This window comes from Spirochaetae bacterium HGW-Spirochaetae-1 (genome assembly GCA_002839375.1).
Lineage (GTDB): Bacteria > Spirochaetota > UBA4802 > UBA4802 > UBA5550 > PGXY01.
On sequence record PGXY01000008.1, the window covers coordinates 159,945 to 184,990 of the forward strand.

21 protein-coding genes are annotated in these 25,046 nt (G+C 50.0%); 13 read left to right on the forward strand and 8 right to left on the reverse strand.

Going from position 1 to position 25,046, the window contains the following annotated elements; genetic code table 11:
• The first annotated feature begins 167 nt into the window (after positions 1–167).
• Positions 168–830: a hypothetical protein gene (locus CVV44_16820; protein PKL37294.1), complete on the forward strand. Its 663-nt coding sequence runs from the start codon at positions 168–170 to the stop codon at positions 828–830.
• Entirely contained in the window at positions 831–3,983 is a 3,153-nt protein-coding gene (locus tag CVV44_16825; GenBank protein ID PKL37295.1) for a hypothetical protein, read from the forward strand.
• Between the two features lie 7 nt (positions 3,984–3,990).
• Here CVV44_16825 and CVV44_16830 read toward each other — a convergent pair whose 3' ends face one another.
• The 6 genes from CVV44_16830 to CVV44_16855 form a co-directional block, all read right to left on the reverse strand.
• On the reverse strand, positions 3,991–6,072 hold the full coding sequence (locus tag CVV44_16830; protein ID PKL37296.1) for a hypothetical protein: 2,082 nt from the start codon (positions 6,070–6,072) through the stop codon (positions 3,991–3,993).
• A gap of 103 nt (positions 6,073–6,175) precedes the next feature.
• Positions 6,176–6,466, reverse strand: coding sequence for an acetolactate synthase small subunit (ilvN, locus tag CVV44_16835; protein ID PKL37297.1), 291 nt, complete (start codon positions 6,464–6,466; stop codon positions 6,176–6,178).
• Positions 6,459–8,141 carry an acetolactate synthase, large subunit, biosynthetic type gene (ilvB, locus tag CVV44_16840; protein ID PKL37298.1) on the reverse strand — a complete coding sequence of 561 codons (1,683 nt, stop codon included), beginning with the start codon at positions 8,139–8,141 and terminating at the stop codon, positions 6,459–6,461. The genes ilvN and ilvB overlap by 8 nt, the downstream gene beginning before the upstream one ends.
• Positions 8,142–8,454: 313 nt before the next feature.
• Positions 8,455–10,518: a hypothetical protein gene (locus CVV44_16845; protein ID PKL37299.1), complete on the reverse strand. Its 2,064-nt coding sequence runs from the start codon at positions 10,516–10,518 to the stop codon at positions 8,455–8,457.
• 113 nt (positions 10,519–10,631) lie between these two features.
• Positions 10,632–11,705 carry a hypothetical protein gene (locus CVV44_16850; GenBank protein ID PKL37300.1) on the reverse strand — a complete coding sequence of 358 codons (1,074 nt, stop codon included), beginning with the start codon at positions 11,703–11,705 and terminating at the stop codon, positions 10,632–10,634.
• Positions 11,706–11,851: 146 nt separating this feature from the next.
• Complete coding sequence (locus tag CVV44_16855) at positions 11,852–12,553, reverse strand: hypothetical protein (GenBank protein PKL37301.1); 702 nt, start codon at positions 12,551–12,553, stop codon at positions 11,852–11,854.
• 154 nt (positions 12,554–12,707) lie between these two features.
• Here CVV44_16855 and CVV44_16860 point away from each other — a divergent pair, with 154 nt between their 5' ends.
• From CVV44_16860 to CVV44_16905, 10 genes are all read left to right on the forward strand, one after another.
• Positions 12,708–13,334 carry a hypothetical protein gene (locus CVV44_16860; protein PKL37302.1) on the forward strand — a complete coding sequence of 209 codons (627 nt, stop codon included), beginning with the start codon at positions 12,708–12,710 and terminating at the stop codon, positions 13,332–13,334.
• Positions 13,324–13,647: an ArsR family transcriptional regulator gene (locus CVV44_16865; protein PKL37303.1), complete on the forward strand. Its 324-nt coding sequence runs from the start codon at positions 13,324–13,326 to the stop codon at positions 13,645–13,647. The genes CVV44_16860 and CVV44_16865 overlap by 11 nt, the downstream gene beginning before the upstream one ends.
• A complete protein-coding gene (locus CVV44_16870) occupies positions 13,640–14,017 on the forward strand; it encodes a hypothetical protein (GenBank protein ID PKL37304.1) in 378 nt (125 codons plus the stop codon). Before CVV44_16865 ends, CVV44_16870 begins: the two co-directional genes overlap by 8 nt.
• A 12-nt stretch (positions 14,018–14,029) precedes the next feature.
• Positions 14,030–14,788, forward strand: a complete 759-nt coding sequence (locus CVV44_16875; GenBank protein PKL37305.1) for an outer membrane lipoprotein-sorting protein — start codon at positions 14,030–14,032, stop codon at positions 14,786–14,788.
• Complete coding sequence (locus CVV44_16880; protein ID PKL37306.1) at positions 14,789–16,036, forward strand: hypothetical protein; 1,248 nt, start codon at positions 14,789–14,791, stop codon at positions 16,034–16,036.
• A gap of 13 nt (positions 16,037–16,049) precedes the next feature.
• Positions 16,050–17,285: a hypothetical protein gene (locus tag CVV44_16885; protein ID PKL37307.1), complete on the forward strand. Its 1,236-nt coding sequence runs from the start codon at positions 16,050–16,052 to the stop codon at positions 17,283–17,285.
• 15 nt (positions 17,286–17,300) lie between these two features.
• Positions 17,301–18,008, forward strand: a complete 708-nt coding sequence (locus CVV44_16890) for a macrolide ABC transporter ATP-binding protein (GenBank protein ID PKL37308.1) — start codon at positions 17,301–17,303, stop codon at positions 18,006–18,008.
• A 158-nt stretch (positions 18,009–18,166) separates the two neighbouring features.
• Complete coding sequence (locus CVV44_16895) at positions 18,167–19,459, forward strand: hypothetical protein (GenBank protein ID PKL37309.1); 1,293 nt, start codon at positions 18,167–18,169, stop codon at positions 19,457–19,459.
• A gap of 484 nt (positions 19,460–19,943) precedes the next feature.
• Positions 19,944–20,144 carry a cold-shock protein gene (locus CVV44_16900; GenBank protein PKL37310.1) on the forward strand — a complete coding sequence of 67 codons (201 nt, stop codon included), beginning with the start codon at positions 19,944–19,946 and terminating at the stop codon, positions 20,142–20,144.
• 160 nt (positions 20,145–20,304) lie between these two features.
• Positions 20,305–21,153, forward strand: coding sequence for a hypothetical protein (locus CVV44_16905; GenBank protein ID PKL37311.1), 849 nt, complete (start codon positions 20,305–20,307; stop codon positions 21,151–21,153).
• Between the two features lie 27 nt (positions 21,154–21,180).
• On the opposite strand, the gene CVV44_16910 is transcribed toward CVV44_16905, so the two are convergent.
• Both CVV44_16910 and CVV44_16915 read right to left on the reverse strand, forming a co-directional pair.
• The gene (locus tag CVV44_16910; GenBank protein ID PKL37312.1) at positions 21,181–22,758 is read right to left on the reverse strand and encodes a hypothetical protein; all 1,578 of its coding nucleotides are present in this window, start codon (positions 22,756–22,758) and stop codon (positions 21,181–21,183) included.
• Positions 22,759–22,919: 161 nt separating this feature from the next.
• Positions 22,920–23,486, reverse strand: coding sequence for a hypothetical protein (locus tag CVV44_16915; protein ID PKL37313.1), 567 nt, complete (start codon positions 23,484–23,486; stop codon positions 22,920–22,922).
• Between the two features lie 392 nt (positions 23,487–23,878).
• On the opposite strand from CVV44_16915, the gene CVV44_16920 reads away from it, so the two are divergent.
• On the forward strand, positions 23,879–25,024 hold the full coding sequence (locus CVV44_16920; protein ID PKL37314.1) for a Fe3+-hydroxamate ABC transporter substrate-binding protein: 1,146 nt from the start codon (positions 23,879–23,881) through the stop codon (positions 25,022–25,024).
• Positions 25,025–25,046: the final 22 nt, after the last annotated feature.

A 25,046-nucleotide genomic window follows, 5' to 3' on the forward strand; every position in this document is an offset into this window, starting at 1 on the left:
ACGCTGCACGTTCCCGGTCCGGAATAGACTCCAATAGTTATTGACAGATCTGCTGGAAATATGTTATTTGGTGACACACTTGTGTCATACAGATAACTGTTTGTAGAACAGTATGGCCCGCCTTTCGTGGGTAATTTTTTGAATATAACGGGGATGTGAAGTATTTTATGGTGGAAAGGGAAAAAAGAGCTTATGGGGGGAAGGAGCGGGATGGAGAGATGGACCGGAGGAGAACGGCCATCCTCGATAGGGCCGAGGAAATTTTCATTTCCCGGGGTCTGGCTGAATCATCCATGACCGATATTGCCAGGGAGGCCGGGCTCAGCAGAAGGACCCTGTACCGCTACTATCCCACCAAGGAGGAACTGGCTTTCGAAATTGAGTTCCGGATTTTCAGGGACTTCCAAAGCGATGTGGGCAGGATGCTGCCCCTGTTGAAGGGGACGGGCTTTGAAAAGCTGCAGCAGCTCTTCCGGCATCTTGACCGGTATATTGCCGAAAATGAAAAAAAGATACGTTTCACCGGGGAGTTTGATCATTATTTTTCCGGAGAATATCCCTCGGAGACACTGGAAGCGGAATTTGTCCGGATTGTAGGGGCCGGTGACGACCCCCTGGAACTGCTGCTGAAGGAGGGGAAACGTGATGGATCGGTCAGGGCCGATATTGATGCGCAGCTTGTGTCGCGGACCCTGTCCAACTCCCTGCTGGGCATGGCCCAGCGCGTTACTCTCCGGGGCGGTCACCTGGCAAGGGAACAGGGCATGGACCCGTCTCTTATGCTGAGCCAGCTCTTTTCCCTGTATCTTGAGGCGGTAAGAAAAAAATAAATGGAAAGGTATTTCATGAAACAGAGACCGGACTGGGAAAATCCCCTCATGATCGGAAGAAACAAGGAGGATGCCCGCGCGGTATACGACGATGAATCGTCGCCCTTCAGGCAGAGCCTGAACGGTATGTGGAAGTTTCACTGGGTGAACAATCCCGCTGACCGTCCCATGGATTTTTACCGCCCCGGATTTTCCGTTGATGACTGGGATGAAATACCGGTGCCGTCGGTTTGGCAGCTCCATGGATATGATGTTCCCATCTATACCAATATCAGATATCCGAAGAGTATCGGCACATGGAGGCTGCCCCGCATATCGCGAAAACACAATCCCGTTGGTTCCTACCGGAGAACCTTCATCGTGCCGCCCGAATGGGGCGACAGGGAAATATTCATTCATTTCGGAGCAGTGAAATCGGCTTTCTATCTGTGGATTAACGGCCGTGAGGCCGGGTACAGTCAGGGATCCATGACCCCGGCGGAATTCAATATTACGGATTTTGTCCGCGAAGGTGAAAACATTGTGGCCGTGGAGGTGTACCGCTGGTCCGACGGCTCCTACCTGGAAGATCAGGATATGTGGCGCCTGTCGGGCATTTATCGCGGTGTTTTCCTGCGGGCCCTTACGAAAGTTCATGTGCGGGATTTTTACGTGCACTGTGAAATGGACCGCGAATACCATGACGCCCGACTCATGGTCCGGGCCGCGATCCGCAACTGCGGAGAAACCGATGCGGCAACGCACCGCCTCGAAGTATCGCTCCTCGATGTCCATACCGGGCACGTGGGCGGGCCGGTAATCATGACGGGGAAGGCCGGCCCTGCCGGAAAGGGAGAATCCACGGTGGAGATGGAGGCCCCGGTGGCCTGCCCCGCAAAGTGGTCCGCCGAAACGCCGGTCCTGTACACGGTGGTTCTTGATCTCAGGGGGCCCGATGGCCTTGTTGTGGAATCACTGCGGTGCCGTTTCGGCTTCAGGTCCGTTGAGATCAGGGACGGCAGGTTTCTTGTGAACGGGCGGCCCGTGATTCTTCGCGGCGTCAATCGACATGAATTCGATCCCTTTACGGGATGGACCGTGGCACGGGAAACCATGGCCGCCGACGTACGGCTCATGAAACAGAACAATATCAACGCCGTTCGTATGAGCCATTATCCCAATGATCCCTATTTTTATGAACTCTGTGATGAATACGGCCTGTATGTCATGGACGAATGCGACCTGGAAACCCACGGCCTGCGCCTGCGCATACCACGGAGCAAATCCCTGTGGACCGGCGCCTGTGTGGACCGCATGGTCCGCATGGTGGAGAGGGACAAGAATCATCCTTCCATAATCATCTGGTCCCTGGGGAACGAGGCCGGTTACGGCGACAACTTCCGGAAAATGAAAGAGGCCGCGCTGGCCATCGACGATACAAGGCCGATACATTACGAGGGCGACCATGTCCTGGACATATCCGATATTTTCAGCACCATGTATTCGTCGCCGCAGCAGCTCGAGGAAACGGGCCTGGGGAAAAGGACGAGGGTAGGTGTGGCCGAGCGGACCATGCTGGACCCGGGGACTATGGTGAAGCCGTCACAGTATGCGGGAAAGCCGCGCCTCCTTTGCGAGTTCGCCCACTGCATGGGCAACAGCCTGGGAAATTTTCAGAAATACATGGATGTTTTTGAAAAATATCCCTGCATGATGGGAGGATTCATCTGGGATTTTGCCGATCAGTGCCTGGCGAAGAAGAACGATAAAGGGGATATGTTCTGGGCCTACGGCGGTGATTTCGGCGACAGTCCCAACGACGGTGCCTTCTGCGCCGACGGGATCATCATGCCGGACCGCGGTGCGAAGCCCGCTCTTTATGAAGTAAAAAAGGTTTATCAGCGTATCGCCGTGAGCGCCATCGATGTCGATACGGGCAGGGTGGAAATTCGGAACAGCCATGATTTTATATCTTTGGAAGGGTTGGACCTGGAGTGGGAACTTACCGGCGATGGTGAAGTCGTGGAGCGGGGAATATGTCCACTGCCGGCCATCCCGGCGGGAGAGAGCCGGGAAATGGTCATTCCCTTTGTTACAACCGGACCGGGGCCCGGGGTATGGCACCACCTCATGCTGCGCTTTGTGCTGAACCATGATGAACCGTGGGCGCAAGCCGGTCATGTTGCGGCATGGGAACAGTTTCCTCTTTTTGAAACGGCACAGGAGGAGCTTCATGATGCTCATGATGCCATGGCGCCCGTGACTTTGCGGGAGGAGAAGGGTGACTGTATAATTGAAGGCGGGGATTTTACCGTCAGGATCGGTGGCAGAACCGGCGCGCTGGAATCTTTTATGTACCGGGGAACGGAGATGCTGGTTGCGCCGCTCCGGCCCAATTTCTGGCGCGCTCCCACGGACAATGATATCGGCGTGGGAAACTATGTATCGTTTCTATACAGGCCCGGGCCATGGAAAAGGGCGGCCCATCGAATGCGGGTGAAGAAAGTGCAGGTGGAACAAAAAACGCCGGGTTTAATAAAAATAGCAGTCCACTCCCGCGTTCCCCGGGGAAAAAGCTATTTCGAAACGGTCTATTCAGTTTACGGCAGCGGCGATGTTATCGTGCGGAACAGCTTTACACCGGCGCTTGACATGATCCGTTTCGGGATGCAGATGGCCGTTCCCCGCCGGTACGATACCATGACCTGGCTTGGCCGGGGACCCCATGAAACGCAATGGGACCGGAAAACCGGGGCTGCCGTGGGGCGGTATTCCGGAAAAGTAAAAGACCTGATCCATGATTACATACGGCCCCAGGAAAACGGGAACAGGGATGATGTGCGATGGATGGCTCTTACCGATAATGAGGGGAAGGGATTTCTGGTTTCCGATGCGGGGGGCACCCTTTTAAATGTGAGTGCGTGGCCCTACGGCATGGAGGACCTGGAGGAGGCCCGGCATCCCCATGAACTGCCTGACCGGGATTTCATCACCGTGAATATCGATTATCGGCAGCAGGGCGTGGGCGGTGATGTGCCGGCAATTGCCAATGTTCACGAAGAGTTTAAACTGAAAAAGGGGATGCCCTGCAGCTATGCCTTCAGGTTCAGTCCTTATGGAAAAGAAATGGGAGATTTTGCACCGCTGGTGCGGAAAGTGTTCACCGGCTTTTGAAAGATATTCATATCTTTTTTCTGATAAGAATGGCGGTGAGATCGTCGCGAAGTTTATTCGCGTTGCCTGTATGGTAATTAAACCGCTGCATGATATAGTCAAGGATTGAGGCCGCATCGCCATGGGGAGCCTCTTCAAGGGACTGCAGGAGTTTAATTTCTCCATAGGGTTCATCGTTGCTGTTTCTCGATTCAACGAGAGAGTCGGTGAAAAGGAAAAGGCAGTCATCTTTTTCAAGAACGAGGGTAAACTCATGATACGGTTCCAGGAGGGTTTCAATTCCCAGAAAGGGCCCGCTCACGGATAGGCCGTCCTTGTTCATAACCATGCCGGTTTTCCCCGTGCTCTTCTTTCTATAGAGCATGGCGGGATGGGCGCAGTTGACGTAATCTATCTTGTCCTCTCTGAAACGAAGCAGTATTCCCGTTATATAATTATCCACAACGCCCAGTTCACTGATGAGCCTGTTGTTAATGATTTCCGTGATGGTATTCAGTTTTTCATTTTTATATTTACTGAAGATGCGGAACACGATGGACCTGGCAAGGAGCGTGATAAGCCCCGATGATACGCCGTGCCCCGAGATGTCGAAGAGGCCGGCGCCCGTGAGAATGTTGTTTTCATGATAGAAGTCGTAGAAGTCGCCGGAAATTCCCGCCGAAGGCTTGAAGAGAAAGGCGATATCATACAGGTCCGATGAGGGCGTCACCGAGGGAAGGAATGATGTCTGTATTTTGGACGCCAGCAGCATATCCCTCTGTTGAATGTTATGCGCTTCTTCCAGTTCGCGGTTCAGGGTGACCAGGTTGTCGTTGACCGCCTCCATCTCCTCAAAAGCGGCTTCCAGTTCCTCGTTGGTTCCAATCAGTTCACTGGTTCTTTCCTGCACCTTCACTTCCAGATTCTCATTGAGTTTTCGCAGGTTTATATTCAGGTTGTTGACCTTGTTTGCCATTCCCAGGGAGAAGAGGGCGATGCTGGCCGTGGCCCCCATCTGGAACCCCCAGAGCGACCAGGTGTGGTTGGCAAGGAGGCCGAAGCGGTTCAGAACGGTGACGATAACGCCAACGAAGAGGGTGGAAAAGGCCAGCGTGTACATCTGGTGTTCGCGGTTTTTCTTGATCACGGAGTCCGCCATGGGGAAGGCGATGATGCCTATTCCCGGCAGGTATGCCGCCGCTCCCACACGGATACCCAGAGAGTAAGGAACAAGGAAGGATATGAAGATGCATGCCGTAATAAATATACCGTAGAAAAATGCCACCCGGTCAAACATGGGGAAGTTAACCTTCGTGTTCATGTAGGAACGGCTGAAGGATATCATGGTGATTATGGATAAGAAGAGCGTGGCCGGTGTTATATTATTCAGGGCCGGAACAGTGGGCCAGATGTACTGAAATCCATAGCCATTGAGCGAGAGGGATACAAGAGTCAGCGATATGAGGAAGGATGAATACCAGAAATAGGTAATATCCCTCATGGAAATGGCCAGGAGTAGGTTGTATATAATCATTATAAGGAGGATGCCATAGAAAATGCCAAATAAGGTTTTCTGTATATTCAGTTCCGAGATGACGCCCCTGCTTGAAAGTATCTGTACGGGAATGCTCAGCGAGCTCTCGGTCTTAACGCGGAAGTAACAGTCGTATGTCCCGGCCTTGACGGGAAACTGAATAAGAAAATTGTGGTGATTGATGTCACGGTCCCGGAAGGGGAGCCTGTCGCCCATGGTACGTGACTGGATGGATTTCCCGTCACTGATGTAGAAATCAATGCTGTCGAGGAGGGGATACCCTATCTCGAGGTACCAGAGCTCTTTGCTGTTTTCCGGTATGGTCACGGAGAAGCGTGACCATATGACCAGTGAGGTGAAACCGTAGTTGGTTCTGACCGCCGGTTTAAACAGGTCCGTTTCGAACACTTCATTGAAACTCCTGGTTCCCTCGGGGTCTTCCAGTACCTCAAGGTGTACATCGTAGGAGTTTTTTTCATTGAGTACGACGGTTTCAGCCCTGAGCCGCGGGAGAAATACCGTCATGAACAGCAAGAGGCATATGCAGGGTAGAAGAAAATGTATATTATTTTTCATTATTTTGTCAGATATCTTTATATTAAAGCCGGTACCTGCCTGTCAGATTTATGTCGTATTGATTGAAAAGTCAATAAAAAAATTATAATGACAATATATTCCCCTATCCGGCAACTTCTTTAAGAAGTCTTTCCATTTTTGCGTACATTTCGCTGTTTTTCCGGTCATGGACGATTATATCAAGGACATCATAAAGTTTTCCCAGCTGACGCAGGACCTGTTCAAGACGGATATCTTCTCCAACCAGGAGGAACATCCTGCTTGTCCCGGCCTTTCCCATTGCCGCGCAGAGGATTCCCTCCAGGTTAAAGGAGCGGCGGGAGAAGAGACCCGTCACCTGAGACATCACGCCGGGATGGTTTCTGACAATAAGTTCCAGTATGATTTCATTCATACAGTTCACCTCCGATCATCTCAATATTGGATGCACCGGGAGGGACAATGGGAAGAACATCAAATTCCTCTCCCAGGGGCACGTTTATGACACAGGGGCCCGGCGTGTTCAGGGCATGGGATAAAAGTGATATCGGGTCCGCGGCGCCGTCCAGGTTAATGCTCCGTATCCCGAAACCCTCGCCGATACGGGCGAAATCGGGCTTCGATATGAATTGTGACGCGAAAAAGTTACTGTTGTAGAACATGGACTGCTGCTGCCGCACCAGGCCCAGCTGGTTGTTGTTCATGATCAGCACCTTCACGTTCAGGTTCAGATCTGCCAGGGTGGCCAGTTCCTGGAGATTCATGAGGAAGGAACCGTCACCGCTGATGCAGAGAACATTCCTGCCGGGATTTGCCAGGGCTGCGCCGATGGCCGCGGGAAGGCCGAATCCCATGGTTCCCAGTCCGCCCGATGTGAGCAGGCCGCGGGGGCGGCGGAAAGGGTACATCTGGGCGGTCCACATCTGGTGCTGTCCCACATCGGTGGTGATAATGGCGCTGTCGTCCATGACCGCTCCCGCATGCTGGATTATGGCCAGGGGGTGATTCGCGGCGTATACCTTTTCCCTGATACCCGGCAATGATTTTTTCAGGGTATCTATGCGGGAAATCCATCGCCGCCGGCGGCGGACGCTTACCTGGTCCGCCAGAAGGGTGAGGGCTGAACGGGCATCGGCGATGAGAGACAGATTTGTTTTTTTAATTTTATCGATTTCAGAGTGATCGATGTCAATGTGAACAATTGATGCGTGCCTGCAGAATTCCCGAACCTTGCCTGTGGCCCGGTCATCGAAGCGGACTCCCACGGCCACGAGAAGATCGGACTCCTCGACGATGAGATTGGTGCTGCGGTCGCCATGCATGCCCAGCATCCCCAGGAAGAGCGGATCATCGGGAGAGAAGGAACCAAGCCCCATGAGGGACAGGGCCACGGGAATACTGTTTCTCCGGGCCAGGGTTCCCAGGGCATGGGAGGCATCGGAGGCGATAATGCCCCCGCCTGCATAGATCAGCGGCCTGCGGGCTTCGTCGATCATTCGGGCAATCTGGTCTGTGGTTTCCCCGCTGCAGGGCCGGGGCAGCGGTATTTCCGGCGGCCCGGGAAAGCAGATAGCGTCGGCGGTCTGCTGCTGTACATCCTTCGGAATGTCGATAAGCACCGGGCCGGGCCTGCCGGAAAGGGAAATACGGAAGGCCTCGTTGATGACATGGGGCAGTTCCCGGGCGTGGCGGACCATGAAAATATGTTTTGTAACGGGAAGGGCCATACCATAAATATCAACCTCCTGAAATGCGTCGGTCCCGATCATTCCCGTAGGGACCTGCCCGGTGATGGCGATGATGGGAACGGAATCGGCATGGGCGTCGGCGATGGCCGTGAGAAGATTGACAGCCCCGGGCCCCGATGTTGCTATGCATACCGCCGGCTTGCCCGTGGACCGGGCCATTCCCTGGGCGATGAATCCCGCGCCCTGTTCATGCCGGGCGAGGATGTGACGGATTGAGCTTCCCTGCAGAGCATCGTAGAGAGGCAGGTTTGCACCGCCCGGGATGCCCGTGACCGTTGTGACGCCCATTTTCTCCAGTGACCTGACGATGATCTGCGCTCCTGTGAGTGAATAATTATTCATATGGCTCCTCCTGTTTTTTTCTGCTGTAAACAAAAAAAGCCCCTGCCGGTTTACACCGGCAGGGGCTTTTGGATCTTCTGATTGTTTATTTCCCTACGGTGTAAACCGGTATGTATATGAGCGCACCACGACCACGACCACTGAAAGGATGGTTTCGGTAAGGATGCTCATAATACTGTTTACACGTTTCGGGTTCATAGTTTTATAATGTTTTTATTACTGATTCAGACATACATGGCCATTGTTCAGTCCTGTCAATAAATATTTAATATTTTTAATCAGTTTCCGCGTTATTCCCGGAATATTTTATCAACTATTTTGCCGGTATTACGGGCAGATCAATGCGCGACCGGTACCTGTCTCCGCGATAGATGCTCCACAATGTTTCGGGACAATCCCATGGGCTCTCACCGGAACAGGTTGCCGGATTTTTTTCGAAGTTTCCGTCATCAGCACCGGCTATGGCGATTCGTATACGGTGCCCTTTTTTAAACAGCCAGGAGACCGGCATAAGATCAAATGAAAGCTTAACTGGCTTGCCTTCTCTAAAGGGATCAGGATCGAACTGCCTTTCCCTGTATCCGTGCCACGGGAGGTTTGGTTGGACGTCAAATTTTCCCAGCACCTGATCATCGTCATTAAAGGTGCGGTGCCATCCCGCCCGAAGTTGCCCCTCTGATACATAGAGGGATCGTCCCGACTGATCCACATCACAGAGATAGATAAAGACATCGGCGTCGGCCTGATTTGATGTCATATATATGGTCATAAGGGGATGCCCGGTAACCTCCATATCTTCAGCTAGGGGTTCGGTCTCATAGACCATACATCGCCTGTCAAGATCAGTTCGTTCCATGATCTTGGTTGGTGTTTTCATCATAATCCATCGATTGATATCTTCTTCCCCGTACCCGGAACGTTGTGTGTAATCGATAGAATGGACATCCTGTCCCGGCAAACCAATTATTCGCATGAGACGGCCCTCTTCAGAAAAATTATAGGAAGTCATCTCCTGTCTTGCCAGGGGCCATTCCTTTTCCAGACGCCAGCCTCGATTCATTACATAAAGGGAAACCGGCGGCTCTTTATCGATACCGTTCTCGATGTCTTTCAAATAACGGTCGAAGAACCGCAGGCGTTCCAGTTCCAGCTGCTCCGGATAATTTTCTTTGTATTCCAGGTGTTTTACGTAGGCGTCAGTAACATAGGGGAGGTGAAACCTGGGTGCCACATGCAGTTTCTGTACACCGTTGTGCTGCAATGTTGCGAAGAGCTTCATTGTGCCCCGGGAAAAGCCGTCAAACCATCCTCCCACATGGTAGATTGGTATTCCCGATCGGGCGATGAGGTCTGTATAAAAGAGGGGGCTAGCGTTTTGAAATCGCAATCCCTTCAGGAACCTGTTGTTTATACTGTCAAAGTAGGGCGCATTGGCACGCTTCATGAAGGAAAAGGGTATATTTTTCCGGTGTTCTACGATTGTTTTATAATAAACGTCCCGGCGTTTTGAACCATCCCTGTATCGCGGTTTCCCGTCATCAAGGAAGGTGCGGGTGTCGCCATGGTCCGAAAGGGGTATCTCGTCAGCCAGGTCTCCGTCACCATCTTCATCGATTACCGGTGCCACGGGGAATACCCGCCGGTCGGGATCAAGTATGCTAAGGTTGAGACCCTTGAGAAAATCAGCATACTGCTCCATCCATGAGACCGCATCGATTCCGCCCGGGCGAACACCTTCACTGAAGCTTTCTGAAAGTATCACCTCCGGCATGATGCATTTCAGTGATTTCGGATTTCTCGAGGCAAGCATCAGTTGGATCCAGGCGTGGTATGATTGTCCCATCATGCCTATTTTACCGTTTGACCATTTCTGAACGGAAATCCATTGCAGAAGCTCTTCTCCATCGTCCACAATGACGGGCGTGAAGGGGACCTGGCTCCCGGTTGATGCGCCGCATCCGCGCATGTCGGCTATGACAAAGGCGTAACCATATTTTAGAAGAAGCTGAATTTCCTTTTTCATCCCATAGTGAAAGATCGGACCGGAGCTTCCCGATTTAACAAAGGCGACAAGTTTTTTCCACCATGGCATATCGAGCCAGCAAAAGGCGCGGTTGTAGGGAGTGAAGACAAAGACTGTCGGGAATTGATCAGCGGGAGGCCCGTCCGTGGGGAGAAAAACATCCACCGCGAGATTGACGCCATCTTTCATGGGAACCAGCTGTGTGGCCCGCTTATAGTCTTTATATGCTGGCGAACTGTATCCTGAATATGAAAAATAGCTGCTTTTCTTCTCAGTAATTGACCCGTTATCGCATCCGGTGACTGCCAAGGTAACTATAAAAATCAATAAAATCCCCGTTGATATTCTTTTCATGAAATCTTCTCCTGTGATGGTAATCACAACTTTTTAACCTTTTCAGGTTTGAGCTGCTTCATTTTACCCTGTGGGATGATCTCATGCAATCTGAATTATAAATCAGGAAACCGTTAATTCTTTTTTTTTCGTACCTGGGATGGTGAAACACCGAAATACCTTTTAAAGGCATTATAAAAAGCCGATGTGGAATTGAAGCCTACTGCCATAGCTGCGTCCAGTACGGTGAGTTCCGGATCATCATGGAGCATCCTTTCAGCCTCCCGTACGCGAAATTCATTGATATAGGACGCATAGTTGCGGTTCATAAAACGATTAAGAATCTCGGAGAGCTGGTGTTGTGTAACATCAACTCGGGAGGCGAGAGCAGCCAGTGTGAGATTATCATTGCAGTACATCTTTTCAGCGGTCATAATATCGTTCAATCGGTTACAGATAGTCTTTATATCAAGATTATCAACACGTGTGTTTTTATATCGAATGGATTCAGCCTCAAGACTAATGATGAAGAGCAGCGCCGGTTGGAGATAACTGAAAAGAAAGATCCCTGTTATAATAATTGTAACTGTAAAATGAATAAAGGGCATCAGTGAAGGTGAAAACAAGATGAAGAACCACAATACGGCAAGGAGGAAAAGGGCTACTATTATTATGCCGGCAAAAATCAGCACTGAACGGCGTTCACCGGAGGCATGGCGGAAAATTTTAATAAAGAGAATTGTTACTCTGCAATGATAGAGTAGATATAACCCCACGGAAGAGATGGCTATAGTCTGGTGAAGCTGACCTTCAATTGAGAAATGCGATGGCTTAATGCCGGTAAGAGCGGAAGGGAGTATTATAATCATTGTAACGAGGAAAAAAGGAATAAGATTTATCAGGATATAGGGCAGGGAAAGAGATCTGGCCTTTATAATATTCATGAAGTAGGTGTACTGAAGGGGGCCAACCGCATAAAATGAGACGAGACCGGCCTGTAGCCACAATGAGTCTTTCTGTATCAGTCCCAGTTCAATTAGTAGTGGGGAACCGTTGCTAAGCTGATAAATACCTATGAAACAGAGTAGTAATGCCAGAACTATATGGTTGCCCTTTCGGCGTATGATAATTATCTGACCAATCCCCAGAATAATACTGAAAAAACCTCCAAAGAGAATAAACAGGTATATAGCCGGGTAGTGCAACATAATTAGTAAGTGTACGGTATATATATAAACGTGCAAGTTTTTTTTAAGTCGGGAAAGCTTCAAATTGTAAATTCAGGAAATTTCTGCGCAAAGATGTCTGCGATGTAATGATAGCAATAACCGGTTCGCTCATTTTATCAGGATATTTATTTTTTCATAAAGCGTCCGTAATCAAATCCGGCGGCGGCTCTGATATATTTTTCTTTTTTGACCATGGAGCGCAGCCCTTTCAGCGTGGTGAAGGGTACTGTTACGCTCACATGATTGATGATGAAGGCGGGGATATTTCCGGCCGGGTCCGCCCAGGATTCCATGGATACATAGGTCCGGCTGTCCGCCAGGCGGCGGAAGATCCAGCGGCCCTTCATGCGGGTCATTCTCACGCAGCCGGGGCGGAGGGGCACCGGCGAGGGTTCCGGAACGGAAACCGAGGCTATGAGAGTGTCGCCGTCAATGATATCCACCGAGGAGCGAAGGACCACATCGCGGTTTGCAATGGGCCAGGGCAAACCTATCATGTAATAGAGGGTGCAACTGAACATGTCGCTGCAGTTGAATTTCCGTGATTCCCGGCAGTCACCCACCCATTCCGTGTAGGAGTCGACATCGAGAAAGACCTGCCAGATGACTTCAACAGGAGCATCAATGACGCATTCACCTTTCAGCTCCTCCACGGTAGAATGTACTGTGGGCCTGGTGAAGACCCGGATGGCTTCCCTGTCCAGGCGGAGTTTCCATGGGGCTTCGGGCGAGGTCATTGAAGACGCCGCCAGGAACGTGATGAAGATCAGGATGTATTTATTCATTGCAATCGGATTATGTCCGCCTGTCTTTACTTTTGGGAACATCCATATAATGATTTATAGGGGTTGCCTTATCAATCTTTTTTTAAGAAAAAACGCCGGATAAACTTGACGATGGAAGGAGAATTTTGTACTTTTATTTACAAAGTAACTTTGTAAAGCAAAGTGACTTTGTAAATAAAAGTATACGGTAATTGCCATGGATAAGGAACGGAACGACCGTGATCTTAAAAAGTACGCCGATGATATCGCCACCATCAAATCACTGCTGCTGAAGGTGGACGAAAAACCCCTTATTGAATACTGGGCTTTTTTCACCTGGGCGGGACTCATTCTCGCCGGGACGCTGATCCATTACCTGCTGCGGCGCACTATGCAGCTGGATATATCGGCCATTTTTCTTAAGGTCTGGCTTCCTGTTTTTCTTGCCGGATTATTCTTTGAGACTCTGGCATGGATCAGGAAGATGAACAGGGAGGCCATGCCTCTTTTATCAAGGCCGATGATAAAAATGGCCTGGGCCCTTGTGGGCCTCATGACCGGCCTGGGGTTCATATACTACCTGGTGGTGCGTGTTTCATCCTTTGCCTTCATCCCGTATCTGATTCTGGTTACCTTCGGCATCTTCATGGTTTTTTTCGCGCAGATATCCTACCAGTTTTATTTCGGCTTTGGCTATTTTTATATGCTCCTGGCCATTGTGCTCTATCTTTTTGAGCTGGATGGGGACAACCTTTTTATCATTACCGGCATGATCCTGGGGGCCACGTTCGTTTTGGCGGGCCTTGTCACACGTCGAAGAGAGAAGGAAGTCAATGACCATTGATACGCTGTTCACTCAGTTCGACAGCGTCTTCTTTGAGAAGACGCGTCTTTCCATGATGACTATACTGTATAAGGAGGAGCCCGTGTCCTTTAACCGTTTGAAAAAAGTAATCGGCGGCACCGACGGCTCCATATACTCACATCTTCAGAAGCTCCAGGAAGCTGGATATATCGGCCAAAAAAAGGAGATCATGAGTGGAAAGGCCCAGACATCATACTTCTTAACGGCCGAGGGGAAAAAGATTTTCCGGAAATACATTAAATTCATGGAGGAAATGATCCATGAGCAGAAGAGGGGGAAGAGCGATGCGTGAGATAGTGTTCTGGATTTACCTGGCTAATGCCGTGGTCCTTATCAATCATGAAGTAGACTCCGGTTACTGGAAGGAATGGGAGCTTGTCGGCATGAAGGGAGGAATAAGCCTGTTTCTGCTGCTTCATTTCCCCCTTTTCTTTGTGTTGCTCTGGGGACTGGTGGAAACTTATAAAGGCACCACGGCGGGTCTTGTTGTTTCACTGGTTGTGAGCAGCATTGGTATTTTTGCCGCCATTGCCCATGCCCTGTTTCTCCGGAAGGGAAATGAAAAGTTCAGGCTCCCGGTTTCTATAGCCATACTGATCATGACAGGGATTCTGTCGCCGGTTCAGCTGGCGATGACAGTTTATCTAATGAATATGCAGTAAAGGGAGGATATAATGAATTTAAAAAAAGCGGCTGTAGTATGTATTATGGCACTCCTGCTCCCCGCCGGGGAAGGCCTTATGGCCCTCACGGCCAGGGAAATAATTGACAGGGCTGAAAATGCCGTGCGTGGCAACAGCGCCATGGGTACATACGCCATTACCATAAAGACCAGGCGCTGGACCAGGACAATGGAGCTGAAGAGCTGGGATCACCGGTCGACCAAGAGGTCCTTTTCGGAGATAACGGCTCCGAAGAAGGATGCGGGAAACCGATTCCTCCTGGTGAATAAGACCATGCATCAGTATGTTCCAAAACTGCAGCAGGAGATCAAGATATCGCCCTCCATGATGATGCAGTCCTGGATGGGTTCTGATTTCACCAATGATGATATTGTGAAGGAATCCAGCATACTGGATGACTATACTCAGCGTCTTATCGGCAATAAGAGCATCGACGGTACGGAATGCTATGAGGTGGAACTAATCCCCAAAAAGGACGCCGATGTGGTGTGGGGAAAAATAATCTACTATGCCCGCATAACGGACTGCCTGCCGGTGCGCCAGGAATTCTATAATGAGCATAACGTCATGAAAAAGGTCATGGCTCTCAGCAGCTTTAAAACCATGCACGACCGGGTAATCCCCACGATAATGAAGATGCAGACCGTTGGGAAAGACGACCGGTATACGGTCATGGAAATAAAGGAAATACGGTTCAATGTGGCAATTCCCGATTATATTTTCTCGCTGCAGAACCTCAAGAGGAAATAGATGATGAAGAACAAAGAGCTGTCCATTGTGCTCCTCCTGGCCTGGAGGAGCGTATGGAAGAACAAGCGGCGGACAATTCTGACGCTTCTCACCGTGGTTATCGGGAGCGCCATGATCATTTTTCTCAACGCCTTTGCCACGGGCGGCCATGAGCAGATGATCGAGGACGCTGTGTCCACCAACACGGGGCACATACAGATCCACGAGAAGGGTTTCTGGGACAACCGTGGAACGGATTACGCTTTTCAGGCCGATGACGGGCTTCTGAAGTTGCTGGAAGGCGACAACCGCATAAAGTCCTTCAGCCGGCGAATACACGCCGCGGGCCTTCTGTCCTGCAGGGATACCACTGTAGGAGCCATGGTCCAGGCCGTTGATCCCGCACGGGAAAATGAAGTCACTGATTTGCACCGACATATAATCGATGGTCGTTTTCTCGATGAAAACGATACAACCAGTGTTGTGCTGGGTGCCGTGCTGGCACGGAATCTGGGAGTAAAACCGGGAGGGAAGATTGCCCTTATCAGCCAGGGATTTGACGGATCTATAGCCGCTGAGAAGCTCACTGTCGTGGGGCTCTTCAATTCGGGGAACCCCGAGTATGACCAGTCGCTCATGATAATGCCCTTTGCTCAGGCGCAGCAGACCTTCACCATGATGGGATATATCAACGCCATAACCATACACCTGAAAAGCCCGGCATACACAGATGCGGTGCGTGACCATATCCGCCGGCATGTGGACACCGGGGCACTGGAGGTTATGGGCTGGGATGAGCTCATGCCGGAACTGGTGCAGTTTATCGTCATGGACGATATAGGCGCCTATATATTCGATTTTATCCTGTTCATGGTTGTGGCCTTCGGGATACTCAACACCATCCAGATGTCGGTCTTCGAGAGAATCCGTGAGTTCGGTGTTATGCTGGCTATCGGAACCCGTCCCGGTCAGGTGACGGCCATCGTGCTTTTCGAATCGTTGTTTATTTCGATAATCGGCGTTGTCCTGGGTATGGCCCTGGGTTCCGGGATCAGTTATTACTTTACGCTGAATCCCCTGGATTATTCTCAATTCGCCGATGAGATTGCCGTATGGGGAATCGCCACAACGCTCTTTCCGGCAAAGCTCACCTGGCTGAACATCACGGTGACTTCTTTTCTGACTCTGGGACTTGCCGTCCTCTTTACGGTATTCCCGGCGCGCAGGGCGGCGAAGCTCAATCCCATTGAGGCCATAAGGCACTTATGACAAGAGGTATGTAATGAAGATATTTATTATGATGAGCTGGAGAAACCTGTGGCGTCACCGCCGCCGCTCTGTCGTGGTTATTTCCTCAATCGGAGTGGGAATCTTTTCCATGATTTTCTCCATGGGCTTTATGAACGGCATGAATGTGCAGATGGTGGAGAACACCATCAGCACGTCGCTTGGTCATGTGGCTGTGCATAAAAAAGGATTCCAGGACAATATGAAACTGGAAAACAATTTCATCGCCGATGATGCGATCTACAAAGCGCTTCGCGAGGCTCCCGCCGTGGTGGCCTTTGCGCCCAAGATAAAGGTGCAGGGAATGGTCCGGTCCTCGGAAACCTCCCGGGGAGTGCTCATCATTGGGATCGATCCTGAAAAGGAAAAAAAGATATCGAAAATATACGATTATACGAGTAAAGATGAGGGGAGCGCTTTTCTCGATGATATGGCGGCCGATGAGGTACTCATCTCTAAAGCCATGGCCGGAAAGCTCGATCTTGTGGTGGGAGACCGCCTGGTTCTCATGGTGCAGGATAAACATCGTGAAATCATCGGTGAAGGGCTCATGGTAAAGGGTATCTTTGAATCTCCCGTGGACAGTTTCGACAAGTACGTGGTTTTCGTTGGTTTGAAAAAACTGCAGGAAGTCACGGGCCTCGGTGATGGTATTTCCGAACTGACAGTCCTGGTAAAAAACAAGGACCGTGTCAGGGCCACCAGGGATTATATCAGGAACGCCCTGAAGGACCGCAACCTGGAGGTCCTCTCCTGGCAGGATATGGCGCCTAACCTGGTCCGGGCCATTGCCCTTTTTGACATGATCATGTATATCTTTTTCGCCATTGTATTCGTTACAGTCATATTCTCCGTGGCCAATACACTCATTATGGCCATTCTGGAGCGCTTTCACGAGATCGGCGTTATGAAGTCCATCGGCACCAGGCCTTCATGGATATTTTTCATGATTATGTTTGAGGCCGTGAACCTGGGGTTTGTGGGTCTTGCCATGGGCATCCTGGCCGGTGTTGGTATTACGGGGCTGCTGGGGTTTACAGGAATAGATTTTTCTTTTTACATGGAGTCCATGCGCACCTGGGGAACGGGCAGCATCATCTATCCCGCCATCAAAATTCTTGATCTTATCGTGGCGGTGATCATAGTTCTTTTGACCACAGTGATCGCGGCGCTCTATCCAGCGGTGAAGGCCGCCCGGATACGGCCCCTTGAGGCGCTGCATTTTATATAGTAAAGGAGCATAGCAATGGATAAAATTATTATAAAGAATCTGACCAAGGACTATAAAACCGACGGCATCACCGTGCAGGCGATTCGCGGCATCGACCTGACGGTACAGGAAGGGGAATTTTCGGCCATTGCCGGTCCTTCGGGCTCGGGGAAGACGACGCTTCTCAACATTATCGGCGGCCTGGACCGCCCTACCGAAGGCACCGTGCAAGTGGGGGACAGGCTTCTAGGCGAATGCTCCGATCGCGAGCTTTCCGATATACGCCTGCGGAAGATCGGATTCATCTTTCAGGCTTATAATCTTATTCCGGTGCTCAATTCCATCGAGAACGTGGAATATGTTCTACTGCTTCAGGGCGCCGATAAGAGTGAGCGCCGGGACCGCGCCGCGGCCATGCTGAAAGAAGTGGGGCTTGAGAAGGAGATGTTCCGGCTTCCCAAAGAACTTTCGGGCGGACAGCAGCAGCGCGTGGCTGTGGCACGGGCCATTGTATCGGAACCCGAGATCATCCTGGCCGACGAGCCCACGGCCAACCTGGACCAAAAGACCGGCGCTGCTCTACTGGACCTCATGCATGATCTGAACCATCGTAAAAATATCACCTTTATTTTTTCCACTCATGACAGCATGGTCATGGAACGGGCAGAGCGGCTCATCTACCTCATTGATGGCGCCGTTAAGGAGGATACGGTGCGCCAGGGCTTCGGTATAAAGAATTCATAATCGTCGGGATATGCTTTGGCGGTGCTGAAAGAAAGAGGCGCGAAGAGCGTGATAAGGGATATCGATAGATTAAACTAAAAGAGAATAGGGAAATGTGTAACGGGATAAAGACAGGAAAAAAGGTCTGTGAGTATAGTGTTATTTTTTTAATACTATTGATGATATTTTTAACGGCCGTATTGCCCGCTGCGTCGGCGGCGGAAAAAAATGACGAAGTTGTTTCGTATGAGGCGGCCATGGAGGATGTTACCGGAGAGAAAGGCTGGCAGTATAAAATGACCGGCCAGTACAAGGACCTCTTCACGTACCAGAAGGTCGATGAGTATTACGGCACCGGATTTTTCCCTTCTGGTGAAAAGGGACTGGCGGCGAACCTGAAGAGGCTGCGCCTCTCACCGGAGGTGACCTGGGGAACCATGCTGCTTCTGCATGTTGATTACGACAATGAAATAATGGTAAGCAGCTATACCGGCAGCCATGAGTTCGATGCCTACTGGCGTCCTTCTGAGTACAATGACTTCCTGGATCTTTCCTGGGATCCGCATTACAGCAATGATCTCTATTACCGGATGAAACTCCATCGCGCCTATGTTCGCCTGAACACCGGTGATTTTTCTTTCACCCTGGGACGCCAGCAGATCCGCTTTGGAAGCGGCAGGCTCTGGAATCCCCTGGATATTCTGAATCCCATATCACCCACCTTCGTGGAAGGCGCCGAGGAGCAGAAGGGCACCGATGCTCTGCGGGCCGACTGGTTTTTTACGTCATCGAGCGAGCTTTCCCTTGTTGTAAATCCTGTTCTTGCCAACAACCGGTATGGTGATATGAAATTTCAGAACTGCAATTATGTTGCGCGTGCAAAAACATCCATTAAAGAAACCGATGTTGCCCTCCTGGGAGGATGGATATCGCACCGCGGCGTAGCCGGGATTGACGGCGCCACGACTTTTTTCGATGGCATGCTCCGTGGAAGTGTGCTCTATTCCAATCCGGAAGATTACGATTATTACGTGCAGGCCAGCATGGGTTATGAATATACCTTCAGTTTCGGCCTTTACCTGCTTGCCGAGTATTTCTTCAATCAGAACGGCCTGAACTACAATGCCGATCTTAAAAACGCTTATGCAGCGAGCCTCATCTCCGGCATGAGTCAGAGCGGATATAATCTCCTGGCGAATCAGTTTCTCACGGCGAACCGCCACTACCTGGGTTTTGTCCTGGGGTATGATATTCATCCCCTGGTGCGCGATGATTTCTTTATCATCATTGACTTTGAGGGACGGGCTGCTTTTATCAACGAGTCATTAAAGTTCAATGCCATGGAAAATATGGACATAACCGCCGGTCTCATGTTTGCCTTTACCGGCGGAGGCACCGATAAGATTTCGGATTTTGAATCCTTTACCGGCGATAACCTGCTGTACTACATCAGTCTGAGTTTGTATTTTTAAATATGGTGGGACTTGACAGTTTCAAATTCTCGACATATTATAAATATACAAAGCAGACTTATATATGGGGAACATGTCATGGCATATATAAAATGGACCGACGAATTGAGCGTACAGATCCCGTCAATCGACGCTGAGCATAAAACACTCATAGGCATCATAAATGAGTTCTATGACGGTATTGATAAAAAATATACGGCGTTTCTGGTGGAAAAGGGCGTTAAATAGAGCAGACTTCTTGCTGAAAATCCGGATCGGACGAAATACCTGAAAAGATGCCAAATGACGGTTTTTTTAATAACATAAATTTATTGATAATAAAGGGTTGACATTTAATTAGTACTGTCTACTATGACCTCAAGTGATTAAGTCCGTTAAAATCTTCTATTTTCTTACCTCAAACAAACTCAGGTAATCTTCATAGCAGTATTTTAGGCTTATCCAAAAGGGAAATATCCCGATTAATCTACACAGGAGTTACACTATGTCTCAAGGTACAGTTAAATGGTTCAACGAGCAGAAAGGTTTTGGTTTCATTACGTCTAATGATGGCAAAGATTATTTTGTACATCACACAAACATCATGGGATCAGGTTTTAAAACGCTGCCCGAGGGTGCCGAGGTTGAATTTGAAGTTGAAAAAAGCGAAAGAGGCTTCAGAGCCGTTCAGGTTTCTGTTATCTAAATAAAAACACTTCATTTTACTGGAAAAGGCGCCCTTAGAGGCGCCTTTTTTTATGCCTTCGCCGGAATATGTCTATTTGTAATATCACCGGCAGATCATTATATTTCATTCATTGCGTGACTCAATGAGCATTTGACTATGATAATGCAGGAGAAATGAAATGATTAAAAATATTTTTTTTATAATACTGATAATAACTGTTTCCCTGGGCGCTGTGATGGGCTTTGCGCGATTTCTTTTTTTTATGAAAGTAAAGAGTGAAGTACGGGAGCTTTTCCGGGAAGTGAGGGTGTCAGAAGCGAAAGTCATAGAAGAGACGGATCTTGATGGATTGCCTGAACCGGTACAGCGTTATCTGCGCTTCACCGGCATCATCGGGAAAAAGGAGATCAGGTGCGCCCGGTTCCGGCAGCAGGGCCATTTCAGGACCGACGTAAAACAGGAATGGTTTCCCCTTGATGCCGCACAGTATGTTGCCACGGAAATGCCCGGCTTCATCTGGTTCGCCCATATGCATATGGCGCCGCTGGTGACGGTAAGCGCCCGTGACCGGCTGAGCGAAGGCAGGGGAAACATGCTGGTAAAACTGCTGTCCCTGGTCAGGCTTGCCGATGCCGCGGGAAAAGAAATAGACCAGGGAACCCTGCTCCGGTATCTCGGTGAGATGGTCTGGTATCCCACGGCCTTCCTGAATCGGAATATCCGGTGGGAGCCTGTTGATTCACGGTCGGCACGGGTCATTTTTACCGACGGAAACATGACTGTGTCGGGCCTGTTCATCTTCGGTGACGGGGGAGAGGTAACGTCCTTTAAGGCCCGGCGATACATGAGCAGCGGCAATGCTTCGACTCTCGAGGACTGGTCGGCAGAGATTCATGATTACAGGGAAGTGGACGGCATACGCATTCCCCGCAGTGCCGAGGTCATCTGGCACCTCGAGGCGGGAGATTTCAGCTATGCCAGGCTGGAGATAAGCGATGCCCGGTTCAATGTTCCTGAACCGTATTGATTGCCGATGAGGGCCGCTTCTCTGTGGCTAATCCTGCATGCGGACAGAGAACATTTCCGTGAGTGTGCGCATTTCCACGGCCTGGGCCGACATTTCTTCGCTCACCGATGCGGTTTCTTCCACCAGCGAGGAATTTTCCTGGGTTATTTTATCCATCTGCATCATAGCCGTATTTATCTGCTGCATGCCATGGCGCTGCTCATCGCTGGCTGAAGCGATTTCCCGTACAACCTCACCGACATTGCCAATGGATTCCCTGATGAGGCGCAGCGCCTCACGGCTTTTCGTTCCCATTTCAGTGGCATTATGGATGGATATCATGGATTCGGCAATCACACCATTTATTTCCTTGGCAGCCTCCCTGGCTCTGCCGGCCAGAGAACGCACCTCGGCAGCCACAACGGCGAATCCCCGTCCCTGCTCCCCGGCCCTTGCGGCCTCCACTGCCGCGTTGAGGGCCAGGAGGTTCGTCTGAAAGGCTATTTCATTGATCATGGCCGTTATCTCGGCGATGCGGCTGCTGCTCTCGCTGATTTTCCCAATGGAGTCGATTGCGCCGAGCACAACCGATGCGCTTTCATCGGCTGTTCTGGCCGCATCGAGGGAGAGCCTTTCAGCCTTCTGGGCATTGTCGGCATTACTGGATATTCCGGCAACGGCCTCTTCTATGCTTGAGGCAATTTCTTCCAGCGATGAGGCCTGTTCCGTGTTCATCTGGGAAAGCTGCTGGTTTCCGCCGGCGATTTGTTCCACGACGGTAGTGAGCCTGTTGGCGTTTTCCACCACGTTCGCTACAAGGTTTTCCAGGTTGTCAGCCGATACGTTCAGTGTTTTTGCCAGTGTGCCTATTTCGTCATTCTGGTCCAGTTCGATTCTCTCTTTCAGGTTTCCCCGGGCCAGTTCTTCGGCAAAGGCCGCACATTGGGCAATGCCGCTTTTAATATTTCGTGACACAAGGTAAATCAACAGGGCCAGGAGGCCGGTAATGATTGTAAAGACGATGGCGATGCGTATCTGGAGATTTACAAGACGGCCCGCAATCTCTTCGCGTATATCAGCCTCGTATACGCCCGTGCCGATGATCCAGTTCAGGGGAGCGAAGGTCTTTACATAGGATATTTTCGGCTCCAGGCGGTTCTTGTCCTGTTTGTACTGCCAGATATACTGCACATATCCGGCGTTGTTTTTTTTGCAGACCTGAACCATTTCGACAAAGAGCTTCTTGCCCGAGGGATCTTTATAATCCGAAAGGTCCTTGTCATTGAGGTCGGGACGCAGGGGATGCATGACCATGAAGGGCCGGAAGTCGTTGATCCATACATAATCATTGCCGTCCCTGCCGTAACGTATTCTTCTGACATAATTGAAGGCATTTTCTCTGAATTCCTTCTCGGTAATTACGCCGTTGATATGATCCTGGTACATGCCATTGATTGTTGCAACGGTGGTATCCACAATATCCATGATCTTTTCCTTTTTCATGTCATAAACTGTCTTCTTTATCACGGGGAGCACATAAATGAACATGACAAGGAGAAAGCTGAGAATGACGATTCCGCCGATTGATAATATTTTTGTTTGTATAGACATATTCTTCCAGTACATGGTATTACCTCGATGTAGCAGGGATGGGGAACGTGGTGATGGGATACCTTTATAGTAACACCCGACTGGAAGACTGTCAATAGCGCATATGAGGAAAAGACATGGATTATAGGGGTTGTTTATATGTTTGTTAAAGGGGTCAGAGCCCGCTTTTATCGAAGTTAATTGGCGCGGAAGGCCGCACTTAAACGCAGAAATATTTTTTTCAACAGATATATGAACATTATCAGGGCGAGAGAGGGGGCGATGACCCAGATCAGTTCACTCTTTATCACGTTGAGGCCCCGTTCGGATATGAAGGCTTCAAGGCCAATGGGCGAGACCCTTATGGGCCGCCAGGGGAAAAAATAACGGCTATGATCGAAGGGGATGAAGAAACCCACGCCCAGGCCGCCGCTGGTCATGGCATCCAGGACTCCATGAAGCGCCGTCACGGTTGTGAATATCAGGAAGAGCTGCAGGTAATAGAATATCCCTCTGCGGTCCGTGAGATAAATCAGGGCGGCCATAAAAAATCCCGTACAGGCGGCGAAGACCAGGCTGTGGGATAAACCCCGGTGTCCGAAGGTATGGCCGTAGGGTATTCCCATTCCGAAGGCAATGACATCCAGGTCAGGAAGGATCGAGCAGAAAAGGACCGCCATGAAAAGCAGGAAGCCCTTCTTTTGCGGATGAAGGACCGAGGCCAGGGCCGGCCCTGCCGCCATATGGGCTATTGCCGTGGGCATGATTGTATTCTCCTGTCGGATGAGATTTGTCATATTGTCTGTACGCTCATTCAGTGTACAGTATTAACGTCATGTCATAGTTTTCATCCCGTTTAAATACTCAAGAAATATTTGCATGAAACGGGGTCAGAGCCTCCTTTGCCGCTTCATTGCTATTCATAGGAATATCCCCCGCCTGATTTGATTTTTAAAATATATTTTAGAACCTATATGGCTTAAATGGTGTTATTTTGTGACAATAGGTTCGTTATGGTTGTAAAATATACTATATCAAACTATATATTACAAAAAATTACCAGTTAAGGGTTATTCTGTTGACACTGGTCTGGAAGATTTTAAATATGAAAATGGATAATTGAAATGATTATAAAATATAAAGCAAGGTGATCGTAGTGTATAAATCTGATAAAAATGTATATAAATTATTATATAATACCGGCAGCGGCACGATGCGAATGATCATACTGAGCATGGTGCTTGTGCTGACGGGCTGCTCTCCCCAGGCCGGCGAAAATAAAGCCAAAGTGGTTCCGGGAGAGACCAGGGAAATCATGGATATGAAGGGGAATCGGCTTGTAGTGCCGAAAAATCTGACCCGCGTCGCTCTTCTCGGCGGTCCGACTGGGCAGGTGGCCTATATACTGGGAGTGCAGGACCGGTTGTGCGCCGTTACAAAAAGTATCGTCACATCGGAACTGGTAGGCATGTTCGATCCCTCCATGAAAACACGTCCCGTGGCCCGCACTGTCAACGGCACGGTACATATTGAACAGCTCCTCAGTTCTGATCCCCAACTGGTAATTGCCGGAGACCTGGACGGGCAGATTGTACAGAAAAAGACAAGCATTCCCGTGGCATTTTTTGAAGACAGCATGTCCCACGGTATTGAGGATATCAAGAAGGAGCTGAAGTTTTATGCCTCCGTATTTGAGGCCGAAGACCGGTGCAAGGCCTACTGCGATTATCTCGATGCCATGATCGACCTTGTCAGAAAACGTACTGCGGGCATTCCGGAAAAAGACAGGAAATCTGTTTTCAACGGGTATAACGCCAATCATCTCGTAACGCTGGGCGGAGATACATTCATGCAGGAACGTATAGAGATCGCCGGCTGCCGGAACGCAGCTATAAGCATCCGGACCGCGGGCAAACAGGAAGGGCTTCATTCCGGCCTGGGAGAGGTTTCCATGGAACAGGTCCTGGCATGGAATCCCGATATCATTGTCGTTGATATGGGGGGCGTTGATGAACTGAGCAGGGATGACCGATGGGCTTCCATAAAGGCCGTGAAAAACAGGCAGGTGTTCATACAGCCTGCCGGTGTATTTATCTGGGACAGACCCTCGGCCGAGGCTGCCGCGCTGCATCCCCTCTGGCAGGCTTCAATTGCCTATCCGGAAAAATTCAGGGACATCTCCTTTGTGAAGGAGGTGCAGCGCTTTTACCGTGAGATTTTTCATTTCAATCTTTCGGAAAAACAGGCCCGCATGATTGAGAATGGTTATTTTAAATCAAAGATCATGCGCGGTGTTAATTAGGGGCCGGCAGTGAACAGGCGAA

Coding starts and splice junctions, on each gene's coding strand:
- CVV44_16825 (PKL37295.1), top strand. CDS start 831: ATGGAAAGGTATTTCATGAAACAGAGACCGGACTGGGAAAATCCCCTC.
- CVV44_16845 (PKL37299.1), bottom strand. CDS start 10,518: ATGAAAAGAATATCAACGGGGATTTTATTGATTTTTATAGTTACCTTG.
- CVV44_16900 (PKL37310.1), top strand. CDS start 19,944: ATGTCTCAAGGTACAGTTAAATGGTTCAACGAGCAGAAAGGTTTTGGT.
- CVV44_16890 (PKL37308.1), top strand. CDS start 17,301: ATGGATAAAATTATTATAAAGAATCTGACCAAGGACTATAAAACCGAC.
- CVV44_16905 (PKL37311.1), top strand. CDS start 20,305: ATGATTAAAAATATTTTTTTTATAATACTGATAATAACTGTTTCCCTG.
- CVV44_16865 (PKL37303.1), top strand. CDS start 13,324: ATGACCATTGATACGCTGTTCACTCAGTTCGACAGCGTCTTCTTTGAG.
- ilvB (PKL37298.1), bottom strand. CDS start 8,141: ATGAATAATTATTCACTCACAGGAGCGCAGATCATCGTCAGGTCACTG.
- CVV44_16875 (PKL37305.1), top strand. CDS start 14,030: ATGAATTTAAAAAAAGCGGCTGTAGTATGTATTATGGCACTCCTGCTC.
- CVV44_16910 (PKL37312.1), bottom strand. CDS start 22,758: ATGTACTGGAAGAATATGTCTATACAAACAAAAATATTATCAATCGGC.
- CVV44_16915 (PKL37313.1), bottom strand. CDS start 23,486: ATGCCCACGGCAATAGCCCATATGGCGGCAGGGCCGGCCCTGGCCTCG.
- CVV44_16860 (PKL37302.1), top strand. CDS start 12,708: ATGGATAAGGAACGGAACGACCGTGATCTTAAAAAGTACGCCGATGAT.
- CVV44_16830 (PKL37296.1), bottom strand. CDS start 6,072: ATGAAAAATAATATACATTTTCTTCTACCCTGCATATGCCTCTTGCTG.
- CVV44_16895 (PKL37309.1), top strand. CDS start 18,167: ATGATATTTTTAACGGCCGTATTGCCCGCTGCGTCGGCGGCGGAAAAA.
- CVV44_16885 (PKL37307.1), top strand. CDS start 16,050: ATGAAGATATTTATTATGATGAGCTGGAGAAACCTGTGGCGTCACCGC.
- CVV44_16870 (PKL37304.1), top strand. CDS start 13,640: ATGCGTGAGATAGTGTTCTGGATTTACCTGGCTAATGCCGTGGTCCTT.
- CVV44_16820 (PKL37294.1), top strand. CDS start 168: ATGGTGGAAAGGGAAAAAAGAGCTTATGGGGGGAAGGAGCGGGATGGA.
- ilvN (PKL37297.1), bottom strand. CDS start 6,466: ATGAATGAAATCATACTGGAACTTATTGTCAGAAACCATCCCGGCGTG.
- CVV44_16855 (PKL37301.1), bottom strand. CDS start 12,553: ATGTTCCCAAAAGTAAAGACAGGCGGACATAATCCGATTGCAATGAAT.
- CVV44_16850 (PKL37300.1), bottom strand. CDS start 11,705: ATGTTGCACTACCCGGCTATATACCTGTTTATTCTCTTTGGAGGTTTT.
- CVV44_16880 (PKL37306.1), top strand. CDS start 14,789: ATGATGAAGAACAAAGAGCTGTCCATTGTGCTCCTCCTGGCCTGGAGG.